The sequence below is a fragment of the Bathymodiolus heckerae thiotrophic gill symbiont genome (assembly GCF_900128515.1).
Classification (GTDB): Bacteria; Pseudomonadota; Gammaproteobacteria; order PS1; family Pseudothioglobaceae; genus Thioglobus_A.
This window is the reverse complement of the sequence record NZ_FQTP01000039.1, coordinates 1-15,076: the sequence shown is the minus strand read 5'-3', so window position 1 is coordinate 15,076 and position 15,076 is coordinate 1. Positions and strand designations below refer to the sequence as shown.

Annotated in this window: 16 protein-coding genes, 1 tRNA gene and 2 pseudogenes; 7 read left to right on the top strand and 12 right to left on the bottom strand. The window is 37.4% G+C overall.

Annotated elements, in window-relative coordinates:
- The 9 genes and pseudogenes from BTHERMOSOX_RS06190 to BTHERMOSOX_RS06150 all read right to left on the bottom strand — a co-directional run.
- A pseudogene (locus tag BTHERMOSOX_RS06190) lies at positions 1-99 on the bottom strand (IS1595 family transposase); the annotation flags it as partial.
- 179 nt (positions 100-278) lie between these two features.
- A tRNA-Lys gene (locus tag BTHERMOSOX_RS06185) sits at positions 279-354 on the bottom strand.
- A 70-nt stretch (positions 355-424) separates the two neighbouring features.
- Positions 425-718: pseudogene (locus BTHERMOSOX_RS06180) on the bottom strand (HU family DNA-binding protein); the annotation flags it as partial.
- Between the two features lie 48 nt (positions 719-766).
- Positions 767-2,443 (bottom strand): 30S ribosomal protein S1, encoded by a 1,677-nt coding sequence (rpsA, locus tag BTHERMOSOX_RS06175; RefSeq protein ID WP_138120241.1) that lies wholly within the window; start codon positions 2,441-2,443, stop codon positions 767-769.
- 95 nt (positions 2,444-2,538) lie between these two features.
- Positions 2,539-3,207 carry a (d)CMP kinase gene (gene cmk / locus BTHERMOSOX_RS06170; RefSeq protein WP_138120240.1) on the bottom strand — a complete coding sequence of 223 codons (669 nt, stop codon included), beginning with the start codon at positions 3,205-3,207 and terminating at the stop codon, positions 2,539-2,541.
- Complete coding sequence (lysS, locus tag BTHERMOSOX_RS06165) at positions 3,204-4,694, bottom strand: lysine--tRNA ligase (protein ID WP_138120239.1); 1,491 nt, start codon at positions 4,692-4,694, stop codon at positions 3,204-3,206. The genes cmk and lysS overlap by 4 nt, the downstream gene beginning before the upstream one ends.
- Positions 4,695-4,699: 5 nt before the next feature.
- Positions 4,700-5,365 carry a tetratricopeptide repeat protein gene (locus BTHERMOSOX_RS06160; RefSeq protein WP_138120238.1) on the bottom strand — a complete coding sequence of 222 codons (666 nt, stop codon included), beginning with the start codon at positions 5,363-5,365 and terminating at the stop codon, positions 4,700-4,702.
- The gene (locus tag BTHERMOSOX_RS06155; protein WP_249360623.1) at positions 5,362-5,763 is read right to left on the bottom strand and encodes a secondary thiamine-phosphate synthase enzyme YjbQ; all 402 of its coding nucleotides are present in this window, start codon (positions 5,761-5,763) and stop codon (positions 5,362-5,364) included. The genes BTHERMOSOX_RS06160 and BTHERMOSOX_RS06155 overlap by 4 nt, the downstream gene beginning before the upstream one ends.
- A complete protein-coding gene (locus tag BTHERMOSOX_RS06150) occupies positions 5,760-6,227 on the bottom strand; it encodes a cytochrome c-type biogenesis protein (RefSeq protein WP_138120236.1) in 468 nt (155 codons plus the stop codon). Before BTHERMOSOX_RS06150 ends, BTHERMOSOX_RS06155 begins: the two co-directional genes overlap by 4 nt.
- Before the next feature lie 64 nt (positions 6,228-6,291).
- On the opposite strand from BTHERMOSOX_RS06150, the gene BTHERMOSOX_RS06145 reads away from it, so the two are divergent.
- Genes BTHERMOSOX_RS06145 through BTHERMOSOX_RS06135 form a run of 3 tightly spaced genes read left to right on the top strand, consistent with a single transcriptional unit; the run spans position 6,292 to position 9,006 of the window.
- Positions 6,292-8,145, top strand: coding sequence for an ATP-binding cassette domain-containing protein (locus BTHERMOSOX_RS06145; RefSeq protein WP_138120235.1), 1,854 nt, complete (start codon positions 6,292-6,294; stop codon positions 8,143-8,145).
- Positions 8,127-8,684 (top strand): hypothetical protein, encoded by a 558-nt coding sequence (locus BTHERMOSOX_RS06140; protein ID WP_249360621.1) that lies wholly within the window; start codon positions 8,127-8,129, stop codon positions 8,682-8,684. The genes BTHERMOSOX_RS06145 and BTHERMOSOX_RS06140 overlap by 19 nt, the downstream gene beginning before the upstream one ends.
- Positions 8,685-8,742: 58 nt before the next feature.
- Positions 8,743-9,006: a DMT family transporter gene (locus BTHERMOSOX_RS06135; protein WP_249360625.1), complete on the top strand. Its 264-nt coding sequence runs from the start codon at positions 8,743-8,745 to the stop codon at positions 9,004-9,006.
- A gap of 7 nt (positions 9,007-9,013) precedes the next feature.
- Here the strand turns inward: BTHERMOSOX_RS06135 and BTHERMOSOX_RS06130 are convergent, their stop codons facing one another.
- On the bottom strand, positions 9,014-9,190 hold the full coding sequence (locus BTHERMOSOX_RS06130; protein ID WP_171004667.1) for a hypothetical protein: 177 nt from the start codon (positions 9,188-9,190) through the stop codon (positions 9,014-9,016).
- Positions 9,191-9,203: 13 nt separating this feature from the next.
- Positions 9,204-10,985: an excinuclease ABC subunit UvrC gene (uvrC, locus tag BTHERMOSOX_RS06125; RefSeq protein ID WP_138120233.1), complete on the bottom strand. Its 1,782-nt coding sequence runs from the start codon at positions 10,983-10,985 to the stop codon at positions 9,204-9,206.
- Positions 10,986-11,034: 49 nt separating this feature from the next.
- Here uvrC and BTHERMOSOX_RS06120 point away from each other — a divergent pair, with 49 nt between their 5' ends.
- Genes BTHERMOSOX_RS06120 through hisD form a run of 4 tightly spaced genes read left to right on the top strand, consistent with a single transcriptional unit; the run spans position 11,035 to position 14,867 of the window.
- Positions 11,035-11,688: an MlaC/ttg2D family ABC transporter substrate-binding protein gene (locus BTHERMOSOX_RS06120; RefSeq protein WP_138120232.1), complete on the top strand. Its 654-nt coding sequence runs from the start codon at positions 11,035-11,037 to the stop codon at positions 11,686-11,688.
- Between the two features lies 1 nt (position 11,689).
- On the top strand, positions 11,690-12,949 hold the full coding sequence (gene murA, locus BTHERMOSOX_RS06115) for a UDP-N-acetylglucosamine 1-carboxyvinyltransferase (RefSeq protein ID WP_138120231.1): 1,260 nt from the start codon (positions 11,690-11,692) through the stop codon (positions 12,947-12,949).
- An 11-nt stretch (positions 12,950-12,960) separates the two neighbouring features.
- Positions 12,961-13,578: an ATP phosphoribosyltransferase gene (gene hisG, locus BTHERMOSOX_RS06110; protein ID WP_138120230.1), complete on the top strand. Its 618-nt coding sequence runs from the start codon at positions 12,961-12,963 to the stop codon at positions 13,576-13,578.
- Entirely contained in the window at positions 13,575-14,867 is a 1,293-nt protein-coding gene (gene hisD, locus BTHERMOSOX_RS06105; protein ID WP_138120229.1) for a histidinol dehydrogenase, read from the top strand. Before hisG ends, hisD begins: the two co-directional genes overlap by 4 nt.
- Positions 14,868-14,949: 82 nt before the next feature.
- Here hisD and BTHERMOSOX_RS06100 read toward each other — a convergent pair.
- On the bottom strand, positions 14,950-15,076 hold a 127-nt coding region (locus BTHERMOSOX_RS06100; RefSeq protein WP_249360624.1), incomplete at its 5' end, for an ATP-binding protein.

The window sequence follows — 15,076 nt, the reverse complement described above, 5'->3', positions numbered from 1 at the left end:
GATTGTTTGTCTGCTCAATCCTGTTAATTCCTTGATTTGAACTGCGTTCAAATCAAGAGAAAAATACTTAATTATTTCTCTAAATTTCTTCTCTGAAATACGGGAACGATTTACATACTTGTTTTTTTACTTTCATAACGGTACTTTAACATGATTTTAAATATGCTTGGGTTGTCATGACCCATTATTTTTTTAACTTTAGTGTGCGAATTATGTACGAAATACTTAAACTTCGGACAATAAAAAAGGCTTGCATCTCTGCAAACCCTTTAATAATATGGTGGGGCGTGAGCGATTTGAACGCTCGACCAGCGGATTAAAAGTCCGATGCTCTACCAACTGAGCTAACGCCCCATATTGGTTTTTCAACACTAAGTGCGAAAAGTGAAATTATACATTATCCTTATTCAAAAACAACCAAAAATTAAGCTTTATTTACCATTTCTTTTAAGCTTTTTCCTGGCTTAAAGAAAGGTACATATTTGGCTTCAACTTTCGTTCTTTCATTGGTTTTTGGGTTAACACCTTGACGTGCTTTTCGATGCTTCTTTATAAAAGCACCAAAGCCTCTAATCTCAACTCCTTCACCCGATACAATTGACTGGGTAATTCTATCCAAGATTAAATCAACCATGTGCTTAATGTCTGATTTTGCTAGGTTTGAGTTTTCTGTCAAGTTTTGAATTAAATCTGTTTTTTTCATAATTTCACCATAAAAAAAGGCCGCTTTGTATCTCTACGCAGCGGCCTTTTTATTGACTAAGGGTTACTTATCTTTAGCTTGCTTAAGTAAGTCACCTAGAGTTGAACCAGTTGCATCATCAGAAGACTGCTTATTGTAGTCTGCCATTGCCGCTTGCTCTTCAACTGAATCTTTCGCTTTAACGCTCACTGCGATATTACGAGATCTTCTGTCAACGTTCATAATAACAACTTCGATTTCAGCACCTGTCTTCAATACAGTAGTTGCATCTTCAACACGCTCTTGTGAAATTTCACCTGCTTTTAGGTAGCCAGTAATATCTTCAGCTAGACCGATAACAGCACCACGAGGATCAACCTCTAAGATAGTACCCTTAACAATAGCACCCTTCTTATTAGCTGATGCATATTGCATAAAGTCATCTTCAGAAAGCTGCTTAATACCTAAAGAGATGCGCTCTTTTTCTGCATCAATATTAAGAATAACAACTTCTAATTCTTGACCTTTAGAATAGTTAGCAACTAACTCTTCAGAAGATTGCTTATCCCAAGAGATATCAGCTAAGTGAATTAGACCGTCGATACCACCTTGTAAGCCAACAAATAAACCAAAGTCAGTAATTGACTTAACGTTTACGATGATTTTATCACCTTTGTTTTGAGTTGCTTCAAACGCTTCCCATGGATTTTCTAATGCTTGCTTCATTGATAATGAAATACGGTGCTTAGATTCTTGAACGTCTAATACTACTACGTCAACTTCTTGACCTAGCTTAACAATCTTAGAAGGACGTGCATTTGCGTTAGTCCAATCCATTTCAGAAACGTGAACCAGTCCTTCAACACCGTCTTCGATGCGTACAAACGCGCCGTAGTCAGTAAGGTTAGAAACTGTACCAGTAACTTTCTTACCGATAGGTAAGCGATCAGAGATGTTATCCCAAGGGCTAGCAGTAAGCTGCTTAAGACCTAGTGATACACGCATCTTCTCTTTGTCGTAGTTAAGAACTACAACTTTAATGTTGTCGCCAATTGTAAGCTTCTCAGATGGGTGATTAACACGCGTCCAAGAGATGTCTGTAATATGTAGTAAACCATCAACACCACCAAGATCAACAAACGCACCGTAGTCAGCAAGGTTCTTAACGATACCGTCAATTTCTTTACCTTCTTCAAGTGTTTCAAGTAATGTTTCACGATCAGCTGAGTTAGCTTCTTGCATAACTGCTTTTCTAGAAATAACGATGTTGTTTCTAACTTCATCCATTTTAATAACGATTGCTTCAATTTCTTGACCAGTAAGGTATGAGAAATCTTTAACAGGACGTACATCAACTAACGAACCTGGTAAGAACGCTTTAACAACGCCAATATCAACTGTAAGACCACCTTTAACAGCGCCAGTAACAATACCAGTAACAGTCTCTTTAGAATTCATTGCTGTTTCTAATGACTGCCATAACTTGATGCGTTTCGCTTCAGTGTGTGACAATAATGTATTACCCAGGCCATCGTCGATTGATTTAAGAGCGACTTCTACTACATCGCCTTCTGCAACTTCTAATTCACCTTGTGGGTTTTTAAATTCGTCTAGAGAGATAAAACCCTCTGATTTTAAGCCAACATTTACAATCGCTTTTTCACGATTAATGCTAACTACAGTACCCATTAATAAGGCACCTACTTTTACGTTTTGTTGTTCTACACTGTTCTCAAACAGTTCAGCAAATGATTCTGACATATTTTCTTCTTTGATATTGACCGGTAATTTTTTAGGCTATTTACGGTGTAACGCCTAATGCATATCGGGTTAGTTTATTTATAAAGCTTAACCGCTTAAGCTTTAACCAGCTCGCTCACTTGAGCGATAACCTCATCCAATGACAACTCAGTGGTATCAATGACTAAGGCATCCTTTGCAGGTTTTAAAGGTGAATGTTTACGCGAACTATCACGCTCATCCCTTGCTTCAACCTCTGCTAAGATTTGCGACATTATACCCTGATGACCTTGCGCTTGCAATTGTTTTAGGCGTCTATTAGCACGCTCTTCACTGCTTGCAGTTAAGTAAACTTTATAGGCTGCATTTTTAAAAACCACGCTGCCCATATCACGACCATCTGCAACCAAACCAGGTGAGGTGGAAAAATCTTGCTGACGCTTTAAAAGTGCAGCGCGAACCACGCCAATTGAAGCTATTTTTGAAGCCTTCTCGCCCGTTTTCTCTGTGCGTAAAATTTTAGATACATCCCTACCATCAAGATAAACGCTGACTAGTTCACTATCTTCATGGGTTTTAAAGGCAAGATCTAGATTTTTGGCAATTTCTTCTAATGCGTTTTCATCGGCAATATCCACACCTCTACTTTCAACTGCCAAAGCAAAAGCTCGATAAATAGCGCCAGAATCTAATAAATTCCAGCCTTGTTGCTGTGCAACAACTCGAGCAACCGTACCTTTGCCAACGCCACTTGGTCCGTCAATGGTTAATACAGGTGCACTCACTTTGCCTCAGGTCGCATATGCGGGAACAACAGCACGTCACGAATTGATGGCGAATCTGTAAATAACATTACCAAACGATCAATGCCAATACCCTCACCCGCAGTTGGCGGCATGCCGTATTCCAGTGCACGAATGTAGTCAGCATCGTAATGCATGGCTTCATCATTGCCCGCATCTTTTTCTGCCACTTGCGCTTTAAAACGCTGTGCTTGATCTTGAGCATCATTAAGCTCAGAAAAACCATTAGCAATTTCACGTCCACCAATGAACAATTCAAAACGATCAGTAATAAACGGATTGTCGTCATTACGACGTGCTAAAGGTGAAACTTCAGTTGGATACTCGGTAATAAAAGTTGGTTGCATGAGTTTTTCTTCAACAGTTGCTTCAAAAATCTCAATTTGGATTTTGCCCAAGCCCCAATTATCTTTAACTTCAATACCTAATTTTTTAGCCGTTGCTTTAGCATTGTCTTTATTTAAATCCTGCGCACTAAAACTCGGATTGTATTCAAGAATCGAATCAAACACACTAATGCGATTAAACCCTTTAGAGAAGTCAAAATCATCGCCCTGGTAATGAATGGTAGCACTGCCACAAACATCAACAGCAATGCCGCGAAACAGTTTTTCAGTAAGATCCATTAAATCGTGGTAAGTGGCATAAGCTTGATAGAATTCAATCATAGTAAATTCAGGATTATGACGCGTTGACAGGCCTTCATTTCTGAAATTACGATTAATTTCAAACACTCTATCCATACCACCAACAACCAAACGCTTTAAATAAAGCTCAGGCGCGATGCGTAAATACATACCGATATCTAATGCATTATGATGCGTCTCAAATGGCTTGGCCGTTGCACCACCGGGAATGGTTTGCAACATTGGAGTTTCCACCTCCATAAAATCTGCATCATTAAAAAAGTTACGAATGTAGGCAACAATCGCACTACGACGCTTAAAGGTGCTACGCACTTCTTCATTAATGATTAAATCAACATAGCGCTGGCGGTATCTGGTTTCTTGATCAGATAAGCCGTGGAATTTTTCTGGCAATGGGCGTAATGATTTGGTTAATAGTTTAATACTGTCAACCCGTATTGAAAGCTCACCAACATTGGTTTTAAATAGCGTACCCGTTGTGCCTACAATATCGCCAATATCCCATTTTTTAAATTGCTCGTTGTAAAAATTTTCAGGCAATTCATCACGAGTAACAAACACTTGGATTCTAGCACTTGAATCTTGCAGAGTAGCAAAGCTAGCTTTACCCATCACACGCTTAAGCATCATTCGACCAGCAATAGAAACCTTGATAGATTTTTGCTCTAATTCTTCTTTAGAAAACTGATCAAAATCATTAATAAGATCTTGAGCTAAATGTTCAGGCTTAAAATCATTAACAAAAGGATTGCCAGCTTCTCTTAGTTTGTCTAATTTTGATTTTCTTTCAGTGATTAATTTATTGTCGTCTTGATTACTCATAAGGGTTAGCTCTGTGTTTTATATTCTAATTCTTGCTGTGCCAATTGCTTGGCTTTGGTTAAATCTTGCTTAGATTGCGCAATATTATCCATACGCTTGTATAAGGTGCCACGATTATAATAGGCTTGATAAAAATTTGCATCCAATTCAATGGCTTTATTTAGATCTTCTAAAGCAAGCTCATCTTTATTGATTTTAATGTAAGCATTACCTCGATTATAAATAGCAGCAATGTAGTTTTCATCCAGGGCAATAGCTTGAGAATAAGCATTAATTGCTTCATCATTTTGTTCTAATCGATCATAACAATTACCCAAATTATTAAAAGCACCGCTATCAGTATTATTAAGCTCAATAGCTTGCTCAAAATAGCCAATAGCTGAACTAAAATTTTCTTTTTCTTGCTCTAAATAAGCCAAACAAAAATACGCTTCCGGGCTATTTGGATTTACTTGAATGGCATTTGACATGCTTTCAATAGCTAAATCATCACTACCTTGCAACTGATGTAAATTTCCCAAACTTAAATAAGCATTGGCTTTTAAATTATCATCAACAGATGGGTGATTAATTAAGCCATTCCAAGCTTGAATAGCCAAAGATAAATCGTTATTTTTTTGATGTGTATAAGCCTCAACCATCAGCTCACTTAATTCTTTTTCTATACTCATGTCAGGGTGATGATTAACTTTCTAGTGTTTTTTCCAGCACGATGCTCATAAAGATACAGACTTTGATATTCACCCAAAGCAAGCTCTCCCTGAATAATTGGAATGGTTTTTGCTTCGCCAGTGAGAATCGATCTAATGTGTCCAGACATATCAAAATCACCCTCTCCATCATGTCGATAATTAGGACTTGCATCAGTCACACTGGCTTTAAAATAATCCTCCACATCAAGTAATAAATTAGGATCTTCATTGCCAGTAATCATTAATGATGCCGAAGTATGCGTAACAAATACATGGCACAACTGCGCAGATGCATTATTAATTAATTTATTAACTTGAGTGGTAATTTCAACAGCACCTCGCCCATCAGTACTAACGATTATTTCATGTTGACTCACTTTAATAAATCCTTAGCCTTACTCGTGTCAATTGTTGGCGCTTGAGTGTTTTTTCTACTCTTAAACGATCGAACAAAAAGGAAAATACCGAATAATAAAAAAGCGAATGGTGCATACCACAATAAATAAGTATTAATATTAACAGGTGGCTTAAATACAACAAAATCACCATATCGATCGGTCATATAACGGCGAATTTGGTCATCTGTTTTTTGGGTAGTAATCAACTCTCTAACCTTTTCGCGCAGGTCTTTAGCAAGGCCAGCATTGGATCCACCAATACTTTGGCCTTGACAAACTGGGCAGCGAATTTCATCAATCAAATTTCGGTAACGCTGTTCTTGTTGTGTATTAACAAAGCTATTTGCTTCAATACTTTCAGCAAATACAGGTTGAAAAATTAATAGCATAATACACAAGCCAACTCTTTTAACTAGCGCCATTGTTTGGGTAAAATTTTGCATACTTAACTTTTTAATCTTTAAAACCTAGATTTTACACTCGTCAGACGTTGTAAAAAGGAGACCCATGCCATTAATTACACTTGATAACATTTCTTTGAGCTTTTCAGATAAGCCAATTTTGAATCAAGTCAGCTCTACCATTCTCAAAGGTGACAAAATTGCACTGATCGGTCGAAATGGCGAGGGAAAATCAACTTTCATGCGTATTTTGGCAGGCACAATTGAGCCTGATGATGGTAAGTTAAAGATTAAAAACGGCATTACCGTTAGCTATTTAGAGCAAACACCGCCAGAAGATAACGATAAAACTCTATTTGATATTGTTGCTGAAGGTCTGGGTGAAATTGGCGACATCCTGACTAAATATCAACACCTAATCAAACAAGGTAAGCTTGATGAAGCTGGCAAATATCAACAAAGAATTGACCAGCTTGATGGCTGGCAATATCTACATAAAATTGAAGCCACTCTTAATCGCTTCAACTTAAATGGTGATACCACGCTTGCCACCTTATCTGGCGGTTGGCGTAGACGTGTTATGCTGGCTCGAGCTCTCATTCAAGAGCCAGATGTTTTACTACTTGATGAGCCGACCAACCACATGGATATTACCGCCATTCTTGACTTGGAAAGAATGCTCAGAGAATATCATGGCACCTTAATTTTAATTAGCCATGATCGCTCATTTGTTGCGGGCATTGTTAACAAGGTTTTTGATTTAGACCGTGGTAATTTAAGTGTGTTTGAATGCGGCTATCGAGATTACGTTAAACGCAAAGATGAGCAATTGCATACAGAAGAACTTGCCAATGTTCGCTTTGATAAAAAACTCGCTCAAGAAGAAACCTGGATCAGACAAGGTATTAAGGCGCGTCGTACCCGTAATGAGGGCAGAGTGCGAGCCTTGAAAGATATGCGCAGCTCTTTTATCAACCGTCGAGCCAAAAAAGGCAATGTAAAAATTCATGCACTTGAAGACGAAAATAGGTCCTCTAAAGTTGTATTTGAAGTTAAGAAAATTTCTTATGAAATTGCAGACCTGACACTTATTAAAGACTTCTCCATGCTGGTGTTAAAAGGTGAAAAAATCGGCATCATTGGCGGCAATGGCACTGGAAAATCAACCTTTATCAAATTACTATTGGATGAGCTACAACCCACAAAAGGTTATATTCGTCGATCAAAAACTATTCAGCTGGCCTATTTTGATCAAATGCGTGAAAACCTCGACCCTAATATGAAGGCCATGGACTTTGTTTCAGGTGGTCGCGAGCATATCGATGTTGGCGGCAAGAGTAAGCATATTATTGGCTATTTACGTCAATTTTTGTTTACTGGAAAACAGGCCATGGCGCCGATCAGAATGTTTTCTGGTGGTGAAAAAAATCGACTCATGTTGGCTAAAATTCTTTCACAGCCTGCCAACCTTTTGGTTCTCGATGAGCCTACCAACGACCTTGATATTGAAACCTTGGAATTACTAGAAGAAATGCTAGTAGATTACAACGGAACGCTAATCCTTATTTCTCATGATAGAACCTTCTTAAATAACGTTGTTGGCTCTACTGTAGTACTTGATGGCAATGGTGTGATCAATCAATACGCTGGTGGTTATGATGATTATCTAATTCAAAAACAAGATAAGATAATTGCCGAAAAGCCGAAGAAAAAACCCAAAGAAAAAACACAGAAAATAGCTGTTCAGACTAATAAAAAATTAACCTACAAACAACAGCAAGAACTTAAAAACTTACCCAAGAAAATTGAAAAGACTGAAATAGAAATTGGCGAAATCCAACTACAATTATCAGATCCTGAATTTTTTCAAACTGATGAATCTCAAGATGCACTTATTCGCTTAGCTAGATTAGAGGCTGATTTAGAGCGATATTTTGATAAATGGGGAGAATTAGAATGAAGCGCGTACCACTAATTGTTGACTTGGATCACACCCTAATTAACACTGATTTATTATATGAATCATCTATTGGTGTATTAAAAAAACAACCCTGGATGATTTTTCTTTATCCATTTTGGTTTTTTAAAGGCAAAGGTTGCTTAAAAAGTCAATTAGCAAAGCGCTTTGAAATTGATGTGACTAAACTACCTTATATTCAAGCCACTATTGATTATATCAATGATCGGAAAAAACAAGGCGACGTAATTATTTTGGCAACCGCCTCATATAAGGGTTATGCTTTTTCTGTTGCCAAACATATTAAATTATTTGATGATGTAATGGCTAGCAATGCTGATTTCAACCTATCTTCTCATAACAAGGCAGATAAATTAGTCGCGCGATTTGGCAAGAAAAACTTTGATTATATGGGTGATCACATGCGTGACATGCCAGTTTGGGAAGTGTCAAATATGGCTATTTTAGTCAATGTTAGTGATAAGATAATTAACAGCACCAAACATTTAAAAACATTGGTTATTTCGAAAAAAATATCATGATGCAGGCTTGGTTTTTTTAATATTAGCAATTGTCCTAGAAGTAGCTGGAACAACTGCCATGAAATTCTCAGATGGGTTTAGCAAACTTTTGCCATCTATACTTATTTTCGTTTGTTACGCCTTATCATTTATTGCGCTGACATTCGCTTTGAAAAAGTTTGAAATGGGCATTGCTTATGCAATTTGGGCTGGCCTTGGTATTGTGTTAATTACAGCGATAGGCATTATCTATTTCGATGAATCCGCTAATTTATTAAAATTTGGCAGTATTTTATTGATTATGATCGGTATTGTTGGCTTGCATTTAAGCTCAACCAACTAGTTACAAGCTAACCTTCTAGTACGTATGACATGGTGCCTAATATTAGATAAATAGCAGTTGTTACTATTAATGTCGCCGCAATAACACGGGCCATTTTTAGATTTTTACCTAGCACTCTATTGCTAATAAACCACACACAATAACCAACAACAAAAGCAATAATTAATAGACGAATTAAAAACATAATACTAATTGGATTATTTAAGAGATTCGACTATTTTAGTCGCTAATGCCAAATTAATGCCATTTACTTTTTGAATTTCATCAATCGAAGCGCTTTTAATTTCTTGCAATCCGCCAAAATAATTCAACAATGCACTACGCCTTAATTTACCAATACCTTTGATTGACTCCAGGGGTGACGTGGTACGATTTTTACCGCGCTTTAATCGATGGTTTTTAATCGCAAAACGATGTGATTCGTCACGAATATGATTAATCAGCATAAGTGCTGGATCATGTGGCGGTAGATTTATTTTATTCACCTTGTCATTTTCAATGGTAATTAAAGTTTCCAGCCCTGCTTTACGCTTCTCTCCTTTGGCAACGCCAACCAATTGAATATCATCAACTCCAATAGAATTCATTACCATCACTGCTTGATTAAGCTGCCCTAGTCCACCATCAATAAACACCACATCAGGCAAGGGTTTTTTCTCTTTTAGTAATTTAGAATAGCGTCTAAAAATCACCTGATTCATGGCTGCGTAATCATCACCTGGAGTAACGTTTTTGATATCAAATTGACGATATTTACTAACTTTTGGCACGCCCTTTTCAAATACCACACAAGATGCTGTAGTCGCCTCTCCCATCATATGGCTAATATCAAAACATTCCATATACTCTGGCAAAGATTTCAAATTTAAAATACTTTGTAAATGAATCAAAGTAGATTTTTTTCTAAACCTGGTCAGTAGATTTTGCTTTAAATTTTCCCTTAAGGTTAGATTAGCAATATTTAAATAATGCTTTTTATCTTTGTTTGGTGTATCGATAATATGAGTATTAAGTGCAGTAGAGATGAGTTTTTTATCTTTTAGTTTATGGCTAATCAGAAGCTGCTTTGGCGTATCTTTACCCAAATAATATAATGGCAAGAATGCACTCAATACATGCTCAACCTTTCGATAAGAGGAATTTTTAGGCAGGATAAACTCTTGCCCAACTTGCTTTCCAAAACGAATAAACAGTACTTCAATTGCATTAACACCATCTTGCTGAAGGACAGAAATCACATCTAAATCAGCAGTAGAATTAGACGCATGTTGCTCTTGTATTTTACGCAAATCAATTAACTGATCACGCATTCTGGCGGCAAGTTCAAAATCTTGATCAATTGAGGCAATTTGCATTTTTTGCGATATTTTATCGAGTGTTTGTTTGCCTTTTCCAGCTAAAAATAAAGACATCATGGTTACATCTTGTTGATAGTTTTCATCATTTATATGACCAACACAAGGTGCACTACAAAGACCGATTTGATATTCCAAACACGCTCTAGAGCGTGATCGATAAGTTGCATTGGTACATTGCCTAACTTTAAAGATTTTCTTCAATAAAGATAATGAATCACGCACCACATGAGCCGAAGGAAATGGTCCAAAATACTGATGCTTAGCAAGCTTTTTTCCTCTAAAAAATCCAACCCTAGGATGCTTGTCATTACTAATAGAAATGTACGGATAACTCTTTGAATCTTTCAGAAAAATATTGTATCGTGGCATATACTGCTTAATAAGCTCAGATTCCAACAATAAAGCCTGGTTTTCAGTAGCGGTGACAATAATTTTAAAATCATCAATATTGTTGACTAACGCTCGAGTCTTGCCATCTTCATGCTGTTTTGAAAAATAATTAGCAACACGTTTTTTTAAATTTTTAGCCTTGCCGACATAAATAACTTGATCTTGTTTATCCAACATTTGATAAACACCTGGATACTCGGTTAGATTGTTGAGTTTTTCTTTAATAGACATTTATGAAAAAAGGTAAAATAAAAGGTAGTTTATTTATTTATTTAAAACAATGATTAAAACCCTAATTATTATATTCAGTATTTTCTTTAGCAATTTAACTTTGGCAATGGATAGTAGCTTACATGAGCAAAATATTTCAAAAGATGTTAAAGATATTATTGATCCACCAGGAGTGGCAGCTTTAAACATCATGGTGAGCACACTAAGCTCATTAAAAGAATTAAAAAAACAAAATAAAGATTCTAAGGAAAATGTTGAAGCGTTAATTCGTATTAAGCTACTACCTAATCTTGCGACTGATGTTGCTGCAAAGATTGCCCTAGATCAACATTGGGATGGATTAAATATCCAGCAAAGGCAATTTTTCCAACATTATATCTCTGAATCTCTTATCCAAGATTACATCGGGATGCTGGCGAGCTATGAAAAACTCGATAGTGTTCAAATTTTTGTTGACCCTAATATCAGAAGAAAAGACAATAAAGCCATTGTTAAGTTAAATATCAGTATTAATAGCGATTCAAAACCTTTTTCTATCACTCTAAAATTAATTAGACTAAACAGCTGGAATGTTTATGACGTTGTTTTTTCTGGTGTTAGTATTGTTAAAAATTACCAGGCACAATTTAACTCGTACATCAAGCGTAAAGGTGTCGATGCATTGATTGAAAGATCAAAAAACAAACTTGAAAAGTTAAAATAAAATGTACAAATTAGTCATCAAAGGTGGAAAGACTCTTAATGGATCAGTCAAAATTGCCGGCTCTAAAAATGCCGCCCTACCTATTCTTTTTGCTTCAATTTTGGCAGATGGACCCTTGATATTAAACAACACTCCTCACCTGAGTGATGTTTCTACAACACTCAGATTGTTAATGGATATGGGCTCAGAATTTATTCTTGAATCGGATAATTCATTGTTTGTTGATTCCTCAAAACTTACAAAACTCACTGCAGAATACAGCCTAGTAAAAACCATGCGCGCCTCTATTTTGTCATTAGGGCCCATGCTTGCCAAGTATGGTGAAGCTAAAATTTCCTTACCAGGTGGTTGCGCAATTGGCATGCGACCAGTTAATTTACACCTAAAAGCTCTAGAAGATTTAGGTGCGAAGATAGAAGTTAAAAATGGCTACATCCATGCAAGTGCTGAAAAACTGATTGGCACCGATGTTCATTTTGAACAAATCACAGTAACCGCTACAGAGAATATTCTTATGGCGGCAACACTTGCTCAAGGCACAACCACTATTCATAACGCCGCACAAGAGCCAGAGATTGTAGATCTTGCCAATTGCTTAATTAAAATGGGCGCCAAAATTAGCGGTGCTGGTACTTCTGTAATTATTATCGAAGGCGTGTCTAATTTATCAGGCGCCACTTATACGGTTTGTCCTGATCGTATTGAAGCTGGAACCTATTTAATCGCCGCTGCAATTACCGGTGGAAAAATAACGCTCAAAAATATTCACCATCAATCAATGCGAGCAATCATCAGAAAATTAATCGAGACTGGGGCTGAAATAAAATGCGACAAAACTAGTATTACGCTTGACATGAAAGGCAGAAAGCCAAAAGCAGTGAATGTTAGAACCAGCGCTTATCCAAACTTCCCGACAGATATGCAAGCACAATTTTGCGCCCTAAACAGTATTGCAGACGGCCAGGCAACTATCACTGAAACCATTTTTGAAAATCGTTTTATGCATATTCCTGAGTTGGCTCGCATGGGTGCTGAGCTGAGCCTAGAAGGTAACACGGTTATTTCCAAAGGTGTAAAATCGCTCACGGGCGCAAACCTAATGGCGACTGATTTACGTGCCTCTGCTTCGTTAGTATTGGCTGGATTAGCAGCACAAGGCACAACAACAATTGAACGGGTTTACCATCTAGATCGTGGTTATGAAACCATTGAAGAAAAATTAAAATTATTAGGTGCTGATATTCAGCGCATACAAGATTAGAGAAAATTATCATATTAACCATTGCATTATCAAAAGGTAGAATTCTAGAGCAGACTTTGCCATTATTAAAAAAAGCTGGATTGGAAATTGCCGACGAAGAGCTCAACTCTCGTAAGCTGATTCTTGATACCAATTTAGAAGATGTTAAAGTCATCATTATTCGTGCAACGGATGTGCCAGTATTCGTACAACATGGCGCTGCTGATATGGGTATTGCTGGCAAGGATGTTTTGCTCGAGCATGGTGCCAATGGTTTATTTGAAATGCTAGATCTTGGCATTGCTAAATGCAAGCTAATGGTGGCTGCTAAATCTACTGATCATTTACAAGAAAATATTTTAAAAGTTGCAACCAAATACGTTAATTCTGCCAAACAATTTTTTGAGAAAAAAGGCCAGCCTTGTGAAATTATCAAGCTTTATGGCGCTATGGAATTAGCACCAGTGGTTGGATTGTCACATTGCATTGTTGATTTGGTTGATACTGGCAACACACTAAAGGCTAACGGCCTAATTCCACTAGATCATATTGTTGATATTAGCTCACGTTTGGTAGTTAACAATGCTTCATTCAAAACTAAAAATACCCAAATTAAAAGTTGGATTACAGCCATTGAAAAAAACTTATGATTAGTAAACTGTCTTCAACTCAAGCTGATTTTCAAGAGAAACTATCTTCTCTTTTGTCCTGGGAAAGTGTTTCCAATAACGATGTTGCCAAAACAGTTGATGACATCATTGCCAATATTCGAAAAACAGGTGATCAAGCATTAGTTGACTACACCAATAAATTTGATCGAATGAGTGCGGCTGATATAGGCGAGCTTACTATTGAAGTGGCTGCTCTAAAAGAGGCTTTTGATACGCTAGGCGAGAAAGAAAAAACTGCACTGCAAACTGCAGCTGATCGCGTACGCATTTACCATCAAAAACAAAAACAAAATACTTGGACCTACGTGGAAGATGATGGTACCATGCTGGGACAAAAAATTACCCCACTAGATCGTGTAGGATTGTACGTTCCAGGCGGAAAAGCGGCCTACCCTTCATCTGTATTGATGAATGCCATTCCTGCCAAAGTAGCAGGTGTAGAAGAGCTTATCATGGTAGTACCAACACCAGATGGTGTTGTTAATCAGCTGGTACTTGCTGCTGCTTATATTTCAGGTGTAGATACGGTATTTACAGTCGGTGGTGCTCAAGCGGTTGCCGCTTTAGCTTATGGCACCCAAACCATTCCAAAGGTTGATAAAGTTGTCGGCCCTGGAAACATTTACGTTGCCACTGCAAAACGCGTTGTATTTGGTCAAGTTGGTATTGATATGATTGCCGGTCCAAGTGAAATTTTAATTATTTGTGACGGCAAAACCAATCCCGATTGGATTGCGATGGATTTATTCTCCCAAGCTGAGCATGATGAAGATGCACAATCAATTTTACTCTGCCCAGATGCTGATTTTATCAATCAAGTAGAGGCGAGTATTGTCAAACTATTGCCAACTATGGACCGTAAAAACATTATCGCAACAGCACTTAAAGATCGTGGCGCGCTAATTCTGACCAAAGATATGAATGAGGCAGTTAGTATTTCTAATCAAATCGCACCTGAACATTTAGAGCTTTCTGTTGAAGATCCTAAAGCCATGCTTGATGGTATTAAACATGCTGGTGCTATCTTTATGGGGCGTCATACCTGTGAATCTTTAGGCGATTATTGCGCTGGTCCAAATCACGTACTGCCTACTTCTGGTACGGCAAGATTCTCTTCACCACTCGGTGTGTATGATTTTCAAAAAAAATCAAGCTTGATTATGGTGTCAGATGAAGGCGCTAGTGTGCTTGGTGAAATTGCTGCAACATTGGCAGATGGCGAGGGGTTACAGGCTCACGCTCAGTCTGCTCGATACCGCATTAAATAACTTTGTCTTTTTTGTGCAAGAGGGGCTTGGCTAAAATCTATTCACCTTCTCCAAAATATAGACCTTACCTATAACAATAGACTTACACCCTAATAAAACAAACTGAAAATGTAGATCCGACACCCACTTTACTATCAATACGTAATTCTGCATTATGCCTATGAGCAATATGATTAACAATTGCCAACCCTAACCCAGTTCCACCCTGC

What these genes read in the sequence shown, in the direction of transcription:
- rpsA (WP_138120241.1), bottom strand. Translation starts at nt 2,443, where the DNA reads ATGTCAGAATCATTTGCTGAACTGTTTGAGAACAGTGTAGAACAACAA.
- lysS (WP_138120239.1), bottom strand. Translation starts at nt 4,694, where the DNA reads ATGAGTAATCAAGACGACAATAAATTAATCACTGAAAGAAAATCAAAA.
- BTHERMOSOX_RS06160 (WP_138120238.1), bottom strand. Translation starts at nt 5,365, where the DNA reads ATGAGTATAGAAAAAGAATTAAGTGAGCTGATGGTTGAGGCTTATACA.
- BTHERMOSOX_RS06150 (WP_138120236.1), bottom strand. Translation starts at nt 6,227, where the DNA reads ATGCAAAATTTTACCCAAACAATGGCGCTAGTTAAAAGAGTTGGCTTG.
- BTHERMOSOX_RS06145 (WP_138120235.1), top strand. Translation starts at nt 6,292, where the DNA reads ATGCCATTAATTACACTTGATAACATTTCTTTGAGCTTTTCAGATAAG.
- BTHERMOSOX_RS06140 (WP_249360621.1), top strand. Translation starts at nt 8,127, where the DNA reads ATGGGGAGAATTAGAATGAAGCGCGTACCACTAATTGTTGACTTGGAT.
- BTHERMOSOX_RS06135 (WP_249360625.1), top strand. Translation starts at nt 8,743, where the DNA reads ATGAAATTCTCAGATGGGTTTAGCAAACTTTTGCCATCTATACTTATT.
- BTHERMOSOX_RS06130 (WP_171004667.1), bottom strand. Translation starts at nt 9,190, where the DNA reads ATGTTTTTAATTCGTCTATTAATTATTGCTTTTGTTGTTGGTTATTGT.
- uvrC (WP_138120233.1), bottom strand. Translation starts at nt 10,985, where the DNA reads ATGTCTATTAAAGAAAAACTCAACAATCTAACCGAGTATCCAGGTGTT.
- BTHERMOSOX_RS06120 (WP_138120232.1), top strand. Translation starts at nt 11,035, where the DNA reads ATGATTAAAACCCTAATTATTATATTCAGTATTTTCTTTAGCAATTTA.
- murA (WP_138120231.1), top strand. Translation starts at nt 11,690, where the DNA reads ATGTACAAATTAGTCATCAAAGGTGGAAAGACTCTTAATGGATCAGTC.
- hisD (WP_138120229.1), top strand. Translation starts at nt 13,575, where the DNA reads ATGATTAGTAAACTGTCTTCAACTCAAGCTGATTTTCAAGAGAAACTA.